14 protein-coding genes are annotated in these 17538 nt (G+C 71.0%); 5 read left to right on the plus strand and 9 right to left on the minus strand.

Annotation, left to right across the window (positions count from 1 at the left end; genetic code table 11):
• Together ABZU72_RS11770 and ABZU72_RS11775 are read left to right on the plus strand one after the other, a co-directional pair.
• Window positions 1–1269: DUF222 domain-containing protein (locus ABZU72_RS11770; protein ID WP_355019032.1), on the plus strand; the 1269-nt coding region annotated here is incomplete at its 5' end.
• 128 nt (window positions 1270–1397) lie between these two features.
• Window positions 1398–1733 carry a DUF1048 domain-containing protein gene (locus ABZU72_RS11775; protein WP_355019033.1) on the plus strand — a complete coding sequence of 112 codons (336 nt, stop codon included), beginning with the start codon at window positions 1398–1400 and terminating at the stop codon, window positions 1731–1733.
• Window position 1734: 1 nt separating this feature from the next.
• Here the strand turns inward: ABZU72_RS11775 and ABZU72_RS11780 are convergent, their stop codons facing one another.
• The 5 genes from ABZU72_RS11780 to ABZU72_RS11800 are packed head-to-tail and all read right to left on the minus strand — an operon-like array spanning window position 1735 to window position 9239.
• Window positions 1735–2232: a GNAT family N-acetyltransferase gene (locus tag ABZU72_RS11780; protein ID WP_355019034.1), complete on the minus strand. Its 498-nt coding sequence runs from the start codon at window positions 2230–2232 to the stop codon at window positions 1735–1737.
• The gene (locus ABZU72_RS11785; RefSeq protein ID WP_355019035.1) at window positions 2223–4220 is read right to left on the minus strand and encodes a penicillin acylase family protein; all 1998 of its coding nucleotides are present in this window, start codon (window positions 4218–4220) and stop codon (window positions 2223–2225) included. Before ABZU72_RS11785 ends, ABZU72_RS11780 begins: the two co-directional genes overlap by 10 nt.
• The gene (locus ABZU72_RS11790) at window positions 4217–6469 is read right to left on the minus strand and encodes a GNAT family N-acetyltransferase (RefSeq protein ID WP_355019036.1); all 2253 of its coding nucleotides are present in this window, start codon (window positions 6467–6469) and stop codon (window positions 4217–4219) included. The genes ABZU72_RS11785 and ABZU72_RS11790 overlap by 4 nt, the downstream gene beginning before the upstream one ends.
• On the minus strand, window positions 6466–7803 hold the full coding sequence (locus tag ABZU72_RS11795) for a SidA/IucD/PvdA family monooxygenase (RefSeq protein WP_355019037.1): 1338 nt from the start codon (window positions 7801–7803) through the stop codon (window positions 6466–6468). The genes ABZU72_RS11790 and ABZU72_RS11795 overlap by 4 nt, the downstream gene beginning before the upstream one ends.
• Complete coding sequence (locus ABZU72_RS11800) at window positions 7800–9239, minus strand: aspartate aminotransferase family protein (protein ID WP_355019038.1); 1440 nt, start codon at window positions 9237–9239, stop codon at window positions 7800–7802. The genes ABZU72_RS11795 and ABZU72_RS11800 overlap by 4 nt, the downstream gene beginning before the upstream one ends.
• 104 nt (window positions 9240–9343) lie before the next feature.
• Here ABZU72_RS11800 and ABZU72_RS11805 point away from each other — a divergent pair, with 104 nt between their 5' ends.
• The gene (locus tag ABZU72_RS11805) at window positions 9344–10603 is read left to right on the plus strand and encodes an MFS transporter (RefSeq protein WP_355019039.1); all 1260 of its coding nucleotides are present in this window, start codon (window positions 9344–9346) and stop codon (window positions 10601–10603) included.
• Here the strand turns inward: ABZU72_RS11805 and ABZU72_RS11810 are convergent.
• Entirely contained in the window at window positions 10600–11472 is an 873-nt protein-coding gene (locus ABZU72_RS11810; protein WP_355019040.1) for a type II CAAX endopeptidase family protein, read from the minus strand. The two genes, ABZU72_RS11805 and ABZU72_RS11810, sit on opposite strands and share 4 nt — an antisense overlap.
• 178 nt (window positions 11473–11650) lie before the next feature.
• Between ABZU72_RS11810 and ABZU72_RS11815 the strand changes: the two genes are divergently transcribed.
• The gene (locus ABZU72_RS11815; RefSeq protein WP_355019041.1) at window positions 11651–12901 is read left to right on the plus strand and encodes a histidine kinase; all 1251 of its coding nucleotides are present in this window, start codon (window positions 11651–11653) and stop codon (window positions 12899–12901) included.
• A complete protein-coding gene (locus tag ABZU72_RS11820) occupies window positions 12898–13557 on the plus strand; it encodes a response regulator transcription factor (RefSeq protein WP_355019042.1) in 660 nt (219 codons plus the stop codon). The genes ABZU72_RS11815 and ABZU72_RS11820 overlap by 4 nt, the downstream gene beginning before the upstream one ends.
• 15 nt (window positions 13558–13572) lie before the next feature.
• On the opposite strand, the gene ABZU72_RS11825 is transcribed toward ABZU72_RS11820, so the two are convergent.
• From ABZU72_RS11825 to ABZU72_RS11835, 3 genes are read right to left on the minus strand one after another with little or no spacing between them, the layout of a single operon-like run.
• Window positions 13573–14190 (minus strand): response regulator transcription factor, encoded by a 618-nt coding sequence (locus tag ABZU72_RS11825; protein ID WP_355019043.1) that lies wholly within the window; start codon window positions 14188–14190, stop codon window positions 13573–13575.
• A complete protein-coding gene (locus ABZU72_RS11830) occupies window positions 14187–15437 on the minus strand; it encodes a sensor histidine kinase (RefSeq protein ID WP_355019044.1) in 1251 nt (416 codons plus the stop codon). Before ABZU72_RS11830 ends, ABZU72_RS11825 begins: the two co-directional genes overlap by 4 nt.
• Complete coding sequence (locus ABZU72_RS11835) at window positions 15434–17521, minus strand: MMPL family transporter (RefSeq protein WP_355019045.1); 2088 nt, start codon at window positions 17519–17521, stop codon at window positions 15434–15436. The genes ABZU72_RS11830 and ABZU72_RS11835 overlap by 4 nt, the downstream gene beginning before the upstream one ends.
• Window positions 17522–17538: the final 17 nt, after the last annotated feature.

The raw sequence follows: 17538 nt of genomic DNA on the forward strand, positions 1-17538 counted from the left end.
CCGCCTCCGGGTGCGTCCGAGGCCGAGTTGGTCGACTGGATCTCGCGTCTCGAAGAGATCAAGTGCACCGCTGAGGCGGTCCAAGCAGAAGCGGCGGTACGTCTCGACGAAGTCGTTCGCGAGCGCCAATCAGAGGCTGGGGTGCCTGCCCGCAGGCTTGGCGAGGGCGTTGCCTCCCAGATCGCGTTGGCACGGCGGGTCTCACCCGAGAAGGGCGCCAAACTGCTCGGGCTGGCGAAGATCCTGACCACCGAGATGCCTCACACCTTCGCTCTCATGAGAGCCGGGCTGTTCTCGCAATGGCAAGCAACGATCCTCGCCCGTGAGACGGCGTGTCTCTCGATGGAGGACCGTCGGGTCATCGACTACGACCTCTGCGCCACCGGTCCGTGCGGGGAGCCCGCCAAGGCGGTGTCGATGGGGCTACGCCAGCTTGAGAACGCCGCCAAGAAGCTGGCGATCACCCTGGACCAGGAATCCGTCGTCGCCCGCGCCGCCAACGCGGAGAAGGACCGCCGCGTCAGCCTCCGGCCGGCCCCGGACACGATGACCTGGCTCGGCGCGCTGCTGCCGGTCAAGGACGGCGTCGCCGTCTTCGCCGCACTCGATCAGGCAGCCAAGACCGCTGCGGCCGCCGGTGACGAACGGACCCGGGGCCAGGTCATGGCCGACACCCTCGTCGACCGGATCACCGGCCGCGAGACTGGTGGCGCGAAGCCCCGGATCGAGGTCAAGATCGTGATGACCGCCGACGCCCTCGCCAACACCAACGACGCGGATCAGCCGGCCATGGTCGAGGGCTACGGACCCGTCCCCGCAACGTGGGCCCGCGAGGCGCTCGCCGACGCCGAGGTCTTCGTCCGGCGCCTGTTCACCGACCCCGCCGGTCAACTGGTCGCCATGGAATCACGTGCCAGGAAGGCACCCGACGGGCTCGCCGAGTTCATCGCCACCCGCGACGGCGGGATCTGCCGGACCAACGGCTGCGACGCTCCGATCCGCAACATCGACCACGTCGAACGCCACACAGACGGCGGCACCACCAGCGCCGAGAACCTGCAGGGCCTGTGCGAACGATGCAACCAAGCCAAAGAGGCGCTCGGATGGCAAGCGAGGCCAAGACCCGACGGCAGCATCATCACCACCACACCCACGGGCCACACCTACACCAGCCCGCCACCAGACACCTGGCCACCGGATCCACCATTGTTGTCGCCGGCAGAACGCAGGCTGCGCGACGTACTCCACATACACCGCCTCGCGGCCTGAGGCCCCGGGGTCCCGGGGTCCCGAGAACTTTCTTCGGATCGGTGCTTGACCTTGACGCTACGTCAGGGCTGCACGCTTCTTGCACGGCCCCAAACAGGAGCCACCAACCGATCCAAGGGAGCACGATCATGAACAACCTGCTGAGCCGCCTCGTGGGTGACAAGAAGGACTGGAAGCGCATGGAAGCCCGCGCTGCTGAGCTGCCCGCCGACTACCGCACCGTCTATGGCGAGATGAAGAGCTACATGTGGCGCTTCACTGCCGGCGACGGGATGGACATCGTCGAGGTCCTCCGCGAGATCCTCGATCTGTTCGAGACCGAGGCCGCCAACGGAACCTCGGTCATCGAGGTCACCGGAACCGACCTGGCCGCCTTCTGCGACGCACGGCTGCCCGAGCAGCACGACACCTACCGCGCCAAGCTCCGCGCGAACCTCAACGAGGTCGCCGAGAAACTGGCATGAGTCAGGGAAGGTCGAGGAAGGCGTACTGGGCGACCTTGTGCGGAAGCTGAACGACAGGGCCCCGTTTGAAACCGTAGTCGTCGAGCCTGGCGAGGGAGGCCTCGTTGGAGGCGTCGGGCTCGACGACGGCGCGGCGGGCGCCGGACTTGGAGATGACCTCCTCCAGGAAGAACTCGAGGACATCCTCCGTCCGGCCCTTGCGGGTCGGGGTGTCGGCCAGGAAGAGGTGGACGCCGATGTCGCCGGGGCGGCGATCGTAGAAGGTGCCGAGCTCGTCGACCTCGGGGTCCCAGGTCTGGAAGAGCGCGACCGGATCGCCGTCGAGCTCGACGATGTACGCAGCCAGATGAGGCTGCTCCTGCAGCCACGTGTAGATCTCCTCGATCTCCTCGCGCGGCTTCTCGACCATGCCCCAGAACCGGGCCCGCTCGTCGTGCAGCCAGCCGCACAACAGGTCGATGTCGGCCGACGGCTCCAGGTCACGAATGGTCAGGGGCATGTCTTCTCCTCGGTGAGCAGGGACCAGTCGGTGACGACGCGGACCGCGCCTCCCCTGGCCCAGGCGTCGTGCTGATCGGTGTGGTGGGGGCTGTACGGGCATCCGCTGACGCCGAGGGGAACGACCCAACGGCTGTTGTCCCGCTCGGCCAGATCCCAGGCGTAGCGCGCCACCGAGCCCCGGACGGTCACGGTGGAGCCCGGGATCCAGGCGTTGCAGCGGACCGTGTCGGTGTCGCCGGGCAGTGGGGTGGCAGGGGCGGTCCGGGTGTGCGGGAGGTCGAACTGCTCCAGCGCGTGCAGCGGCCAGAAGCGGTGTTCCTCCGGCCAGGGCGTCGGCTCGCTGCCAGCGTCGCGTACGGCCTTCGCAGCCTCGGCGACAAGCGCTCGCGGGTCCAGACCGAAGGGTTTCTCGGCGGCCAGGATGATGTGCAGCGCGCCGGCCACCCGCGCGGACAGGCTGAACCACGGCTCGTAGAGAGGGCCGTGCTCCGACGGCTCCCGCAGCGGCGCGAGCACCGGTGCCGCGCAGATCCGATCGACGACCTCGGCACGCAGCGCGGCGTACCAGGCCGCGCCCGGCGAGCCGTCCATCGCGCCGTCCCACCCGGCCAGCGCCTGGGGCCGCAGATCGGCCGGGACCAGCGCGAGCAGCGGAGCGCCCGCGGTCTGGGTGGTGTCGGCGAGCAGCGCCACCGCCTGCTCCGCATCGAGGGGTCCGGATTCGTCGAGGAGGTGCGCGATCCGGTGCGCCCGGAACGGCGGCGCGAACCCGGCAGCGAGCACGTCGAACTCCGGCAAGCACCGGTCGTTGGCGGTCACGACAGAACCATCCGCCGACGCCGTACGCCGGGGCAGCGGGTCGACCCAGCCGGTCCACTCCCCCGCCTCGTCCCGCCGCGGCACCCGGCCGCCGACGGTGTGGACGACGTCGCCCGCAACGTCGGCGATCACCCAGTTGTTGACCGGCTCGACCCAGTGCTCCACCGCTGCCTCGACATCGGCGACCGATCGGGCCCGCAGCAGCGGCAGCAGCGCCCCGAAGCCGAGATCGCCGAGCTCGTGGCCGGGTGAGCGCAGCACCTCTCCCCAGCCCTCGTCGGAACCGCCGAGGACCACCGGTCCGCGGTCGGTCTCCAGCACCTCGACCTCGACCGGCTCCTGGTCGCGGACGAGCACCGTCTCCACGCTCCGCCGCACCACATCGCTGCCCGAGCGCAGGTCGACGCGGTAGAGATCCTGGTAGTCGGCCATCGCGTTGGTGATCCCCCACGCAACCTGACCGGCGTGCGCGAAGTGCTGCACACCGGGTACGCCGGGGAACGTCATCCCGACGACGTCGAAGGCGTCGTCGGGGTCGGTGCAGGCCAGCCGCACCTGGAGATAGACGTTCGGCGCCTCGAAGACCCGGTGCGGGTCACCGGCCACGAGCGGCAGACCGGATCGGGTGCGGCCGCCGCCGACGGCGTACGCGTTGGAGCCGCCGGACAGTCCCCCGGTCAACCCTTCGGTGCGAAACAGCTCGGCGTCGGCCCCGAGCACCCGCGCCGCTCGGGCGCCGAAGAGCTTCGAGGGGAACGACCCGAAGAGGATCTGCTGCACCCAGAACACCGCCAGCGGCGTCCACGGCTGCCAGGTTCCCGGCGCGGGCCCGAGCCCGTCGGGCCCGTCGAGCTCCGGGCAGGGCGCCCCCTCCAGGCCGGAGCGGACCCCCTCGACGTACGCCGTCAGGAACCCCTGCGTCTCCTCGTCGAGCCGCGCGTAGGCCGCCTGCGCCACCGCCGCCAGCCGAGCGCGGCGGGCGAAGGCGTCCCACTCGAGCCCGGCCGGGCCGAGCAGCTCGGCGGTACGGCCCTCGCCACGCAGCCGTTCGATCTCGAGCTGCCAGGCGCGGTCCCGCGCGGTGGCCCAGCCCTGCAGCCGGGCCACCTCGGTGAGCGAGGCACCCCGCACATGCGGGATGCCCCACTCGTCCCGAAGAAAGTTCATGCGATCGGGTTGGCCAACGTGCCGGCGAACATGAGCGACTCGGCCTGGTCGGTGATGTCGACCATCTGCAGGGTGTTGCGGAGCTGGAGCCGGTTCAGGCACGAGTGGCGGAAGCGCGGGCGGAGGAAGTCGTAGCGCGCGACCGCATCGGCCAGCTCCGGGTGGTCGGCGGCATGGTCGACGATGCAGGCCCGCGTCTCGGCCCAGAACTCGGTCTCTGGTAGCACCCCCTCATCATCGAGGATCGCGGCAACATAGCGCAGCACCCCGTCGAAGATGTCGGTGTGGACGGCCAGCGCCTTGACGTCGTCGGGGAACTCCCCGCGGATCCGGGAGACCTCCTTCGGCAGCGGCAGGTCGCCCATCACCGCCACCTCCTCGCCGATGTCCTTCATGAACATCCGCACCGGGACGTGGTCGCGCAGCACCATCACCAGGTTCTCGCCGTGCGGCATGAACACCAGGTCGTACGCCAGCAGGCAGTGCACCAGCGGGCGCAGATAGGCGTCGAGGTAGCTGCGCACCCACTCGCGGGCGGGCAGCCCGGAGGCGCGGACCAGCTCGGCCGCGTACGAGGCACCGGCGGCGTCGCGGTGGAGCAGCGCCGCCATCGTCGCGCACCGCTCCCCCTCCGAGAGGCGCGGCACCGGCGACTCCCGCCACAGCGCGGCGATCATCTTCCGGTAGGGCGACGGGTTCGGCAGGGAGTGGAAGACGTCGCCGGTCCAGCCGATCGAGGCGAGCTCGCGCAGCACCCCGAAGCCGCGCTCCTTCAGCTCCGCGTCGCCCTCCACCAGGTCGGCGACCCAGTCGTTGATGGCCGGGGTCGCCGCCATGTAGGCCGGCGAGAGTCCCCGCATGAAGCCCATGTTCTGGATCGACAGCGCGGTCTTGACGTAGTGCCGCTCCGGACGGCTCGTGTTGAAGTACGTCCGGATCGACTGCTGCGGGCGGTGGACGTCCTCGCCCTCGCCGACCAGCACGATCCGGCGCGCGGCGACGTCGGTGGCGAAGGTGACCGCGAGCTTGTGACGCCACTGCCACGGGTGGACCGGCAGATAGCGGAAACCGTCCGGGTCCAGCCCGAGCCCGCGCAGCTTCGCCGCGAACCGGGCCAGCGTCGCCTCGCCGAGCTCGGCCTCATAGAGAGCCTGCTCCTCCTCGCCGCGGCCCAGGGCCAGGTGGGACTGGTCCCGCGAGACGGCGACCCACAGCAGGCTCAGGTCGTTGCTCGTCTCCGGTGCCCAGCGCGCGTGGTCGTCGATGTCGAAGCCGATACGGCCATTGTTGGCGACGAAGGCCGGGTGGCCCTCGCTCATCGCGCCCTCGACGCTCTGGTGGTCGGCATCGACCAGGTCGGCGGCGGTCAACGTCTGGTGCTCGAGCTTCCAGCAGGCCGAGGCGATCGTGGCCGCCAGCTCCTCCAGGTAGGTCGGCAGCAGCTTGTCCGGGATCCCGAGATCGGGCGCGAACTCGGCGACGAACGCCTGCGCATCGACCTCGGCCTCCTCACCCCCGGTCGTCCGGACGATCGATGCCGGGTCCACCACCCAGTGCTCGAGCTGGAAGCGGCGGCCGGTGAAGGCGTACGTCGAGGACGGCCCTTGCAGCTCCCAGCCCGTGTCGGTCGCCACGGGCGCGATCATCCGTTCGTGGCTGAACTCGGCGATCGCCTTGGCGACCAGGTGGCGGTGGGCGACGCGCAGGTTCTCCGGGCGCAGGTGGGCGGCTGCGTACATCTCCCGGGTGCAGACCGAGAGCATCGCGGTCTTCTCCCCGATGCTGATCTCGCGCAGCTCGACGAAGCCGGCCTCGGTGTTCTTGCGGCGGATCGCCTCGTTGCGTACGTCCGGCTCGACCACCACGCGACGCACGCCGGGGTCCGCGAAGCAGTGCCGCATGACCGCCCGGAAGACCCGGGTGGTGTAGCCGGTGACGGGCTCGCCTGAGGTCGGCGCGACCAGGACGTGCATGCCCAGGTCGCCGGCGGCGAGGTCTGGCACGTGAGTGATCCCGGCGAGCTCGCTGCGGGCGGGGTCGTAGGTCTCGACCAGGAACGCCGGCACGCCGTCGACCCGGCCGAGCCAGGCGTCGTGGTGCGGGTGGCCGGCGATGCGCGCGTACTCCGCGGCGACATCCTCCAGCGTGGCGTCCAGCATCATCCAGTACGCCGAGCGCGGGTGGGTCACCCAGGAGTGGACGGTGGCGAGGTGGGCCTCGATCTCGAGCGGTTCGATCGTGATCCTCATCGGTTCTCCTCCGTAGGCTGAATCTTGAAACGGTCGGGCACGCCGAACTCCTGGAAGGCGACCCGCTTCTCGACCGGGTACGGCTCCCGGCCGAGGATGGCGGCGAGGATCACCGAGCTGCGGTAGGCGCCCATGCCGAGGTCGGGGGCGACGAAACCGTGGGTGTGCTCCTCGCCGTTCTGTACCCAGATCTCTCGGTCGGCGGTGTCGACCGAGAAGGTCGCGCTGGCGGTGTAGCGCCCCTGCTCGTCCAGCCGGAGCCGGTCGCGGACGGGCTCCAGGAAGGCCGGGATGCCGGCGCGATAGCCGGTGGCGAGGACGAGCGCCTCGGTCGCCATCTCGTAGTCCTCCTCCTGCTCCACGTGGTGCAGCGCGAGGTGGTAGCCGCCGTCGGTGCGGGTCACGCCGCGCACCTCGGTGTTGGTCAGCAGCGTGGTCTCGGCCGGGTCGGTGACCGACCGGGTGTAGAGCGCCTCGTGGATCGCGTCGATGGTGTCGCCCGAGATGCCCTTGTAGAGGCTCTGCTGCGCCTTCAGGAGCCGGTCACGCTTCTCGCTCGGAAGCGCCTGGAAGTAGGCGGAGTACTCCGGGGAGGTCAGCTCGAGGGTGAGCTTGGTGTACTCCATCGAGAAGAACCGCGGGCTGCGGGTCAGCCAGGCCAGCTGGTAGTCGTGGTCGGGTTGGGCGGTCAGCAGGTCGAGGTAGACCTCGGCGGCCGACTGCCCGCTGCCGACGACGGTGATGCTGCGCCGCGTGACGAGCTCGTCCTTGCGGGCCAGGTACTCGGCGCTGTGCAGCGCCGGCCCCTCCGCGGCGACGGCCTCGGCCGCACACTCCGGGACGCGTGGGTTCGTCCCGGTCCCGAGCACCAGCCGCCTGGTCCGATGGGTCTCACCGGAGGCGGTGGTGACGACGTACGTCTCCCCGTCGTGCTGTACGGAGGTGACCTGCTGGCCGAAGCGGACGGAGTCGAGCCGCTCGGCGACCCACTGGCAGTACTGGTTGTACTCGCGACGGTGGGGCAGGAAGTTCTCGCGGATGTAGAACGGGTAGATCCGGCCGGTCTGCTTGAGGAAGTTGAGGAAGCTGAACCGCGAGGTCGGGTCGGCCATCGTCACCAGGTCGGCGAGGAACGGCACCTGCAGGGTGGCCTCGTCGAGCATCATCCCGGGGTGCCAGTCGAACCGGTCGCGGCCCTCGAGGAAGAGACAGTCGAGCTCGTCGATCGGGTCGGCGAGGGCGGCCAGGCCGAGGTTGAACGGGCCCAGGCCGATGCCGATCAGGTCGTGGACGTGACCTGACGGGTCAGAGAACACGGTGGTGGGTGCGTTCATCGGGCGACCTCCGGAACGGCGCGGCCCAGCGTGCGGACCTGCTCGATGATGTCGAGTACGTCCTGCACGGAGGCCTTGGGGTTGAGCAGGGTGAGCTTGAGGAACTGCCTGCCGTCGACCTTGGTCGCGGCGACGACGCCGCGGCCGCCGCTCCACATCTCGGCTCGGATGCGTCGGTTGAGGTCGCCGAGAGCGTCTTCGTCGAGGTGCGGGTCGACGTAGCGGAAGACGACCGTGGAGAGCTGGGAGGGCGTGATGACCTCGATGTCGGGCTGCACGCTGAGGATGTCGTAGACCTCGCGCGCGAGGTCGATCACGGTCTCCAGGTAGGCGCCGATCTGGTCGGGGCCCATCGTGCGCAGCGTCAGCCACAGCTTGAGCGCGTCGAAGCGGCGGGTGGTCTGCAGGGACTTGTCGACCTGGTTGGGGTTCTCCGACTCGCGCGGGTTGAGGTAGTCGGCGTACCAGGAGGCGTGCTGCATGGTCGCCAGGTCGCGGACCAGGAGCGCGCTGGAGGAGACCGGCTGGAACCAGGTCTTGTGGTAGTCGATCGTGATCGAGTTCGACCGCTCGATGCCGTCGAGCAGGTGGCGATACTTCGGCGAGGCGAGCAGCCCACCGCCGTACGCCGCGTCGACGTGGAACCAGACGTTGAAGTCCTGGCAGGCGTCGGCGATGGCGTGGAGAGGGTCGATGACGCCGAAGTCGGTGGTTCCTGCGGTGGCCACGACCGCGGCCGGGACGAGACCGTCGACGACGCACTCGTCGAGCGCCTCGCGCAGAGCGACGACGTCCATCCGGTGCTCGGCGTCGGTCGGGATCGCGATCGCGGCCGCGTCGCCCATGCCGAGCAGGCGGGCCGACTTGGCGATGGAGAAGTGGCTGTCCGCAGAGGTCAGGAAGCGCAGCCGGTCCAGAGGTACGCCGCGGCGCTCCGCCTCACCGCGGGCCAGGAGCAGCGCCTGCAGGTTGGACTGGCTGCCGCCGCTGGTGAAGATGCCGTCGCGGGTCGCCTCCGGGTAGCCCGCGCGGGCCGCGGTCCAGTCGATGAGACGACGCTCCATGAACGTACCGCCCACGGACTGGTCGAAGGTGTCCATCGAGGTGTTGACGGCCGCGATCAGCAGCTCCCCGACGAGGGAGGGGATCACGACCGGGCAGTTGAGGTGGGCGGCATAGGAGGGGTCGTGGAACCAGACGGCGTCCTGGAGCCACAGCTTGCTGACCTCGGCCAGCGCGGCGGCGCCGTCGACGAGGGGGTTGTCCAGGTCGACCTCGGCGACCGGTCCGGCCGCCTCCTCGGGCGAGATTCCGGTGGTGGGGCCCGAGAGGGTGGCGAGCTGGTCGACGAGCAGCCGGATGGCTTCGGTGATGCCGCTGGTGTACTCACGAGCATTGTCGGGGTGGAACAGATGCTCCAAGTGCGGTGCGCTCACTGGTCTCCTTCGACACGGGGGGATTAGGTTAGGCGAACCTAAGTGAGGCTACCCTAAACACGTCCCCGCCAGACAGGTGGGCCAGAGAGAGGACGATCACACCCGTGCCGCACTCCCCCACCCAGGCCCGTCGCGTGCTCGCAGGCTTCGCCTTCGCCTCCGTCGGCAACGGTCTGACCCTTCCGTTCCTCTACGTCTACATGGCCCAGGTCCAGGACCTCGGGTCGTCGACCGCGGGCTGGATGTTCGCCTGGATGGGTCTGGTCGGCCTGGCGGCCGCCCCCGGGGTCGGAGCGCTCCTCGACCGCTTCGGGCCTCGCGCGGTCCTGATCGCCGCGCTGGTCGTGGAGTCCATCTCGATCGGGTCGCTCGGCTTCGTCGACGGGACCGTGCCGACGATGGCGGTGCTGGCCGGCGTGGTCGTGGGCGCCTCTCCCCTGTGGCCGGGCACGACGACGCTGCTGGCCGGGATGGTCCCGGCCGAGCACCGCGAACGGGCCTACGGCTTCGCCTTCCTGGGGCTAAACGCGGGCATCGGCGTGGGTGGTCTGGTCAGCGCGTTCCTCATCGACGTGACCCGCCCGGAGACCTTCCAGGTGCTCTACCTGTGCGACGCCGTCGCCTATCTCGTCTACGCCGCGGTGCTCGCCTTCCTGGTCCGCTCCCCCGCTCGGACCGGCGAGGACGAGTCCGAGGACGCGACCGCCGGATCCTGGGGCGAGGTGCTGCGCGACCGGCGGGCGGTGGCCCTGGTCGCCTGCGGCGTGCTCGCGGTGACCTTCGGCTACGGACAGCTCGAGGCCGGCGCGACCGCCTACGCCGTCGACGTGGCCGGGGTGCCGGCGACCGCGCTCGGCTGGGCCTTCGCCGCCAACGCCGCCGTGATCGTGTGCGGGCAGGTGATCCTGCTGCGACTCACCTCCGGATGGCGGCGTACGACCGCGCTGGCGTGCGCCGTGCTGACCTGGTCGCTGGCCTGGACCGTGCTCGCGGCCGCCGACCTGATGCCCGTCGCCGGCGCGATCGCTGCCGTCGTGATCGGCCTGGCCATCTTCGGCCTGGGCGAGACGCTGTGGGCGCCGATCGTGACCGGGCTGGCGAACACCATCGCCCCCGACCACCTGCGCGGCCGCTACAACGCGTCCCTCGGTCTCACCCTCACCCTTGGTCAGATCCTCGGGCCGGCGCTGGCCGGCTCCCTCATCGGCAGCGGCCTCGGCCACCTGTGGGCGGTCGTCGTGATCGGCGGCACCCTCACCGCGGGCCTGGTGCTGACCCGGCTCCGATTCCTGCTCACCGCGGCCGAGGACGGCGCCCCGGAGGCAGAGACCCTCCGGGAGCCCGTCCAGGCGGCCGCCGACTAACGCTCGGAGGGGTATCCCAGCCGGCCGCGCGTGGCGACGATGACGATCGCCGCGCCGATCCCCGCGGCGAGCAGCACGGCGAGCTGGAACCGGTCGGCGTCGACGCCCGGGAAGAGCTCGGTGGAGGCCACCGAGGCGTAGTTGTTGACACTGGTGTGCAGGAGCATCGCCAGCGGCAGGCTCTGTCCGGTGCGGTTGAAGACCCAGGTCATCACGATCCCGAAGGTGACACAGAAGGCCGCGAAGACGAGCGGTGCGTACCAGCTCACGTCGGGCCAGCCGGCCCACTCGGTCAGGAAGAGCGGCATGTGCCACAGCGCCCAGATCGGGCCGAGCACGAAGGCGGACCCGAGCGGACCGACCTTCCGCTGCAGGCGGGGCAGGGCGAAGTCGCGCCAGCCCGGCTCCTCGGCGAGGCCGGTGGTGATCATCTGCAGGATGAGCCCGGGGACGTACGCCACCAGCACGAACAGCCACGCCTGCGACGGCGCCGCCATCTGCCCACCGACGGCCTGGGTCGCGATGATGATCGTGGCCGGGACGCCGATCAGGATGCCGGCGTACCAGCGCCAGCTCGCCCGCCAGCGCCACATCCCGACGACCCAGGCCCGCAGGCCGGCCCGGCCGCCGACGAGGCCGGTGACCAGCGCGGCGCTGCCGATCGGGCCGAGGTACGCGCCCGGGAGCATCCCGAGGAGCTGGCCGCCGATCATGCCGCCGGGGAAGGTGAGGCCCCAGAGGCCGAGGCCGCTGTTGGAGAGGACGTACGGTGTCCAGGCCAGCCAGCTCGCCGCGAGGGCGAGCACGAAGAAGGTGGAGAGCTGGTGGCGGCGTACGAATCCTCGTAGGCCCTGATCCGGTTCGGTCATCGGCCGTGTTTCTGGCTGGGTCGTGGTCATGGTCGTTCCCTTTCGGCGGGGGTCGCTTTCCTGGCGGACCTGAACCTATGAACGGGACCGAACCGGTCGCGCCTGGCAAAAGAGCGAACCTTCGCACTTGCATCGAAAGATGCTGGCGACCGGGACCGGTTGCGGAAAGGATGATGGCGTGAACGACGAGACGACCCGAATGGTGCCGCGACTGATCCCTCCCGTGGTGGTCTGGCTGGTCACCACGGCGCTGCTGGTGGCCGCGCCGAGCCTCGACTCGGCCGACGCCGAGATCGGCGGCAGCCCCGCGCTCGGCAGCGGTGGCTGGTGGGTCGCGCTGGTGGTGCTCACCGCCCAGGCGGCGGTGCTCCTCGAGCGGCGCTCGCGGCCGTTGGCGGTGCTGCTGGTCGTGGCCGCCGCCTCGGTCGTGCTGGCGGTCAGCGGCGCTGGCGACACCACCAGCCTCGCCTCGGCGGCCGTGCTGGTCGCGGTGTGGTCGGCGGTGACCGCGACGCCGCTCCCCCGCCGAGCCCGGGCCCTCGCCGGGGCGCTGACCGGTGCCGGACTGCTGGTCGCGCTCGGCACCTGCCTGAGCCAGACGAGCATCGGCCTTCCGGTCGGCACCGCGGTCCTGGCCGGTCTCGTCCAGGGTGCGGGCGTGATCGCAGCGCCGGCGCTGCTCGCCGCCACCGTCCGCGCACGCCGCGACGCGAGGTCGGCCCGGACCGACCTCGCGGACGCCGTCGACCGCGAGCAGTCCGCCCAGATCGCCGCGGCGATCGCGGAGGAGCGTACGGCGATGGCCCGCGAGCTCCACGACATCGCCGCCCACCATCTGACCGGCATCGCGGTGATGACCGGCGCGGTCGAGCGGCAGATCGACACCGACCCGGCGGGCGCGAAGGAGTCCGTACGCCAGGTCCGCACCCAGAGCACCGCGATGCTGCGCGAGCTGCGCGGACTGGTCTCGCTGCTGCGGAGCCCGGGGCAGGCCGAGGAGGCGAGCGGGCACGAGCGCCTGTCCCAGCTGGGCTCGCTCGTCGACGACGCCCGTCGTGCCGGGCTCGAGGTGTCGTTCTCCACCCTGGGGGCCGGCTCCGTCACCGAGACCGTCGGGCCGCTCGCCCAGCTCTCCGCGTATCGCACCGTGCAGGAGTGCCTCGCCAACGCCGCCCGGCACGCGCCGGGTGCTCGGTGCGAGGTGGTCCTGGACGCTCGGGATCCGGCCGAGGTGGTGGTGACAGTGCACAACGGGCCGCCGCCGATCACCCCTGCAGGGACGCCGCGTCGGCGTGGCCTGGGCCTGGTCGGCATGCAGGAGCGCGCCGACCTGACCGACTCGACCCTCGAGGCCGGACCGACCGCCGAGGGCGGCTGGCAGACGCGGCTGCGGATCCCCGCCACGGCGACCGCGGAGGTGGCCGGATGATCCGGGTCGTGGTCGCCGACGACCAGCCGCTGGTGCGTGCCGGGCTGCGTACGCTGCTGGAGACCGAGCCCGACATCAAGGTCGTCGCGGTGGCCGAGGACGGTGCCGTGGCAGTCGAGCGGGCGCTCGCGCTGCGGCCCGACGTGGTCTGCATGGACATCCGCATGCCCGGCCGCGACGGCATCAGCGCCACCCGCGAGCTCTGCGGCCCCGACGTCACCGACCCGATCCCGGTGCTCGTCCTGACCACCTTCGACATCGACGACTACGTCTTCGGCGCCCTCGAGGCCGGCGCCTCCGGCTTCCTCCTCAAGGACGCCGACCCCGACGCCATCGTCGCCGCCGTACGCTCCGTCGCCGCCGGCCACGGCACCCTCGACACCTCCCTCACCCGCCGCGTCCTCCGCGAGGTCGTCACCCGCAGGCGTACGCAGCCCGTGACCGCCGCGCGCGCCAGCGAGGTCCTCACCACCCGCGAGCTCGACATCCTTCTCCACCTGGCCGAGGGCATGTCCAACGAGGAGATCGCCCAGGCGCTCGTCCTCGAGGTCTCCACGGTCAAGTCCCACCTGGCTCGGATGATGCCGAAGCTCGGCGTGAAGTCCCGTCTCCAGGCCGCCGTGTGGGCCTACCAGTCGGGACTCGTCGAGACCTGAGGCGGGCCCGGTCGGTCAGATCAGGCCGGTCTCCTGCGCGACGTGGATGGCCCGGGAGCGGCTGTCGACGTCGAGCTTGGTGAAGATGTGCGCGAGGTGGCTCTTCACGGTGGCCTCGGTGACGAAGAGCGTGCGCGCGATCTCCTTGTTGGTCGCGCCCCTGGCGAGGTGTCGCAGCACCTCGATCTCGCGATCGGTGAGCCGCGGCAGCGGGCTGCGCATGCCCTTGAGCACCCGGGTGGCCAGGTCGGGCGCGAGGACAATGTCGCCGGCGGCGGCGCGGTGGATTCCCTGGACGATGACCTCGGGGTCGACGTCCTTGAGCAGGTAGCCGGCGGCACCCGCCTCGATCGCACCGAGCACCTCGGCGTCGCGGTCGAAGGTGGTCAGGATCAGCACGGCCGGCGCCGGGTCGAGGGCGCGGAGCGCGATCGTGGTCCGGATGCCGTCGATCCCGCTTCCCAGACGCAGGTCGCACAGCACGACGTCGGGATGGAGGTGACCGGCCAGGGTGATCGCCTCCTCGCCGGTGGCGGCCTCCCCGACGACCGTCAGGGCGTCGCCCGCCTCGATCACGGCGCGCAGGCCGCTGCGTACGACCGGGTGGTCGTCGACGAGGAGCACCGTGGTCATCGCGACCCCTCGATGTGGATCGGGAGATGCGCGGAGACAGCGGTGCCCTCACCGGGCGTGCTCTCCACGTCGAGTCCACCTCCGAGCTCGCGAAGACGGGCCCTCATGAAACGCAGGCCATAGCTGGACGAGCCGGCATCGGCGTCCTGCTCCCAGGCGGCGACATCGAACCCGTCGCCATCGTCGCTGATGTCCATACGCACCGAGTCACCGTCGTCGATCAGCGTGAGGACGACCCGCGTCGCGCCGGCGTGGAGACGTACGTTGGCGAGGGCCGACTGAGCGGTGCGGAGCAGCGCGACCTCGACCTCGGTCCGCAGCAGCGGGAGCGTGTCGTCGACATGGAGGTCGACGTGCAGCCCGGCCTCGTCCTTCGTGCGGTCGAGCATGCGCCGAAGTGCCGCAGCGAGGGCGGCGTCCTCGAGCTCGGCCGGTGCCAGGGCCTCGACGATCCGGCGTACGTCCGCGAGGCTGTCGCCCGCCAGCGCCTCGACCTGCGCGAACGTGCGCGACGACTCCGGGTCCGTGGTGCGGTTGCCTCCGGCGTGGGTGAGGAGTCGGATCGAGGAGAGCGCCTGCGCGATGGTGTCGTGGATGTCTCGCGAGATCCGGGTGCGTTCGGCGATCGCTCCGGAGTGGCGCTGGGCGAGCAGGAGCTCGTCCTGCAGCTCGGCCATCTCCTGCTGAGCCTTCCGCAACGAGGTCACCAGCCGTTCTCGCTCGGCGGCGTCGCGGAGGAGCTGCAGGTATCCGCGGGAGATGCCGAACGCGAAGATGCCGCCGATGAGCGGGCCGAAGACGTCCGCATAGCTGGTCGAGCCACGGTGCAGGATCGGGGCCACGACCACCACCACGAGGATCGCCGCCGAGAAGACCAGGCCCCAGCGCAGCGGCAGCAGATGCCCGGCGAGCAGCCACAGCAGGAACGCGAGCCAGACGAACTCGTCCGAGACCGCGACCGCGGCGACCCAGATCACCGCGAAGCCGAGCAGCCACCACACCGGGAGCCGCCGCGAGTCCGTCCTGACCGGCAGGATCGTGCCGGCGGTGTGCCACCCGAGGATCGCCAGCCCCGAGACGACCGCGGCAGGAAGCGGCACCCCCTCGCCGATCGCCCTGCTGACGCCGATCGCCGTCAGCACGACCGCGATGACGTGCTGCCCGATCTCCATCGCCCGCACCGTCGAGGCGGCCGGGGCCTGATGCGAGACGCCGAGCTGCCTCAACGGTGCGTGTACGACACTCATGTGCTCGATTCTCCCCCGGCCCGCTGCAGTCGTCCCGGCCACCAGATGCGATCGCCCACCAGGGCGAAGATCGCCGGCACGATCACCGTACGCACCACCAGGGTGTCCACGAGCACGCCCACACCGACGATCAGGCCCAGCTGTCCGAGAGTGACCAGCGGCAGCACACCGAGAGCGGCGAAGACCCCGGCGAGGACGATGCCGGCGCTGGTGATCACACCGCCGGTGTGGGCGACCGCCTCGACCACGCCCTTTCGGGTGCCGAGTTGCGCCGCCTCGGCACGCGCCCGGTGGACGAGGAAGATCGTGTAGTCGATCCCCAGCGCGACCAGGAACAGGAATGCCAGGATCGGCACCTGCCGGTCGAGCGCCTGCTGATCGAACAGCACCCGGCTCAGCCAGGCCCCGGCGCCGATCGCGGCGACCGCGCTGGCGAGGTTCACCAGGAGAAGCAGACCGGGTGCGATGAGCGAGCGCAGCAGGACCAGGAGCACGAGGAAGCTCACCGCGAGCACCAGCGGCGCGATCACCAACAGGTCGCGCTCGCTCCCCTCGGCGGCGTCCAGCTCGGTCGCGACCGCACCACCGACGAGCGCATCCGCGCCCTCGATCGGATGGACCGCCTCCCGCAGGTCGACGATCTGGTCGAGACTCCGCTCTGTGCCCGGCGAGTAGTCGCTGGTCACCATGATCTTCGTCAGGGACCCGTCGTCGGTGACTCCGGCCGGCTGGGCGCGCACCACGCCCTCCACGTCACCCGCGACCGCGGCCACCTCGGCGGCGGCCTCGGTGTCGGCGAGGATGTAGACCGGCTGGGCCTCGCCGGGCGGGAAGTGCGCCGAGAGCGTCTCCAGGCCGGCGGCCGACTCGGACTGCACCCGGAACTTCTCGATCTGGTCGAGTCCGACCGACGTACCGAAGAGGCCGGAGGCCATCACCGCGAGCAGCGCGAGCCCAGCCAGCAGGCTCGCCACCGGACGCTTCACCACCCGCGACGCGACCGCGCGCCAGACCCCGCCCTCCTCACGCGACTCACCCGGGCGAGGGACGAACGGCCAGAAGAGTCGACGCCCGCACACCGCCAGGGCCGGCGGGAGCACGAACAGCACCGCGACGAGGGCGATCAGCAGACCGATCGCCGCAGGAACGCCCAGCCCGCGGGTCATCGGGATCGTGGCCAGGACCAGCGTCAGCAGGGCCAGCACCACGGTCAGGTTGGACGCGAGGATCGCGAGCGCCGTCTTCCGCCAGGCCGTGCTCAGCGCCAGCCGGTCGTCCTCGGTCCGCTGCAGCTCCTCCCGGTACCGCGAGATCAACAGCAGCGCGTAGTTCGTCCCCGCGCCGAAGACGAGAACGCTGACGATGCCGGCGTCGAACCCGAAGTCCCACAGCGCTCCCGCTGCCGCCGTGACCCGCCCGGCGAGCGCATCGGCGAGGGCGACCACGACCAACGGGATCAGCCACAGCACCGGCGAGCGGTAGGTGAGGATCAGCAGCACCGCCACGATCAGGACCGTCACCAGCAGCAGCGTGAAGTCGGCGCCGTCGAAGGCCGCGGCCGCATCGGCCCCGAACGCCGGTCCGCCCGTCACCTGCAGGGTGAGCCCGTCGGGCGTCTGCGCCGCGATATCGGTACGCAGGGCCTTGACCACCGCGGACGTCTCGGCGTTGTCGGCGCCGACCGTGATCGGGACGACGAGGGCCGCTGCCTTCCCGTCCTCGCTGAGCATCGGGCCGGCGGAGCCCGGCGCGGCTTGCGCACCGACCTGGACGCCGAGCCGCTCGAGGTCGTCGAGATCACCGCGGGAGAGAGCACCATCGTCCTCGCGAGAGGCGACGACGAGCACCGACTGTCGATCCGCACCGGGGAACTCCTCCAGGAGCTCGCCCACCCGCGTCGACTCCGACCCCGCCGGCGCCTGCCCGGTCCGCGCCGGGGCCTCCGCCCCGGCGAAGGCCCCGAAGAGCACCCCCATCACGACCACCGCGAGACCGAGCGCCACCCAGGCCCCACGACGCGAGGTCAACCTGTCTGCGAGATGCGGACGAGCACCCGACCGCGTACGAACCAGAGAATCTGCCATGCCGACAACTCCACCAG

The organism is Nocardioides sp. NPDC004968 (assembly GCF_040608935.1).
In the GTDB taxonomy this organism is placed as follows: domain Bacteria; phylum Actinomycetota; class Actinomycetes; order Propionibacteriales; family Nocardioidaceae; genus Nocardioides.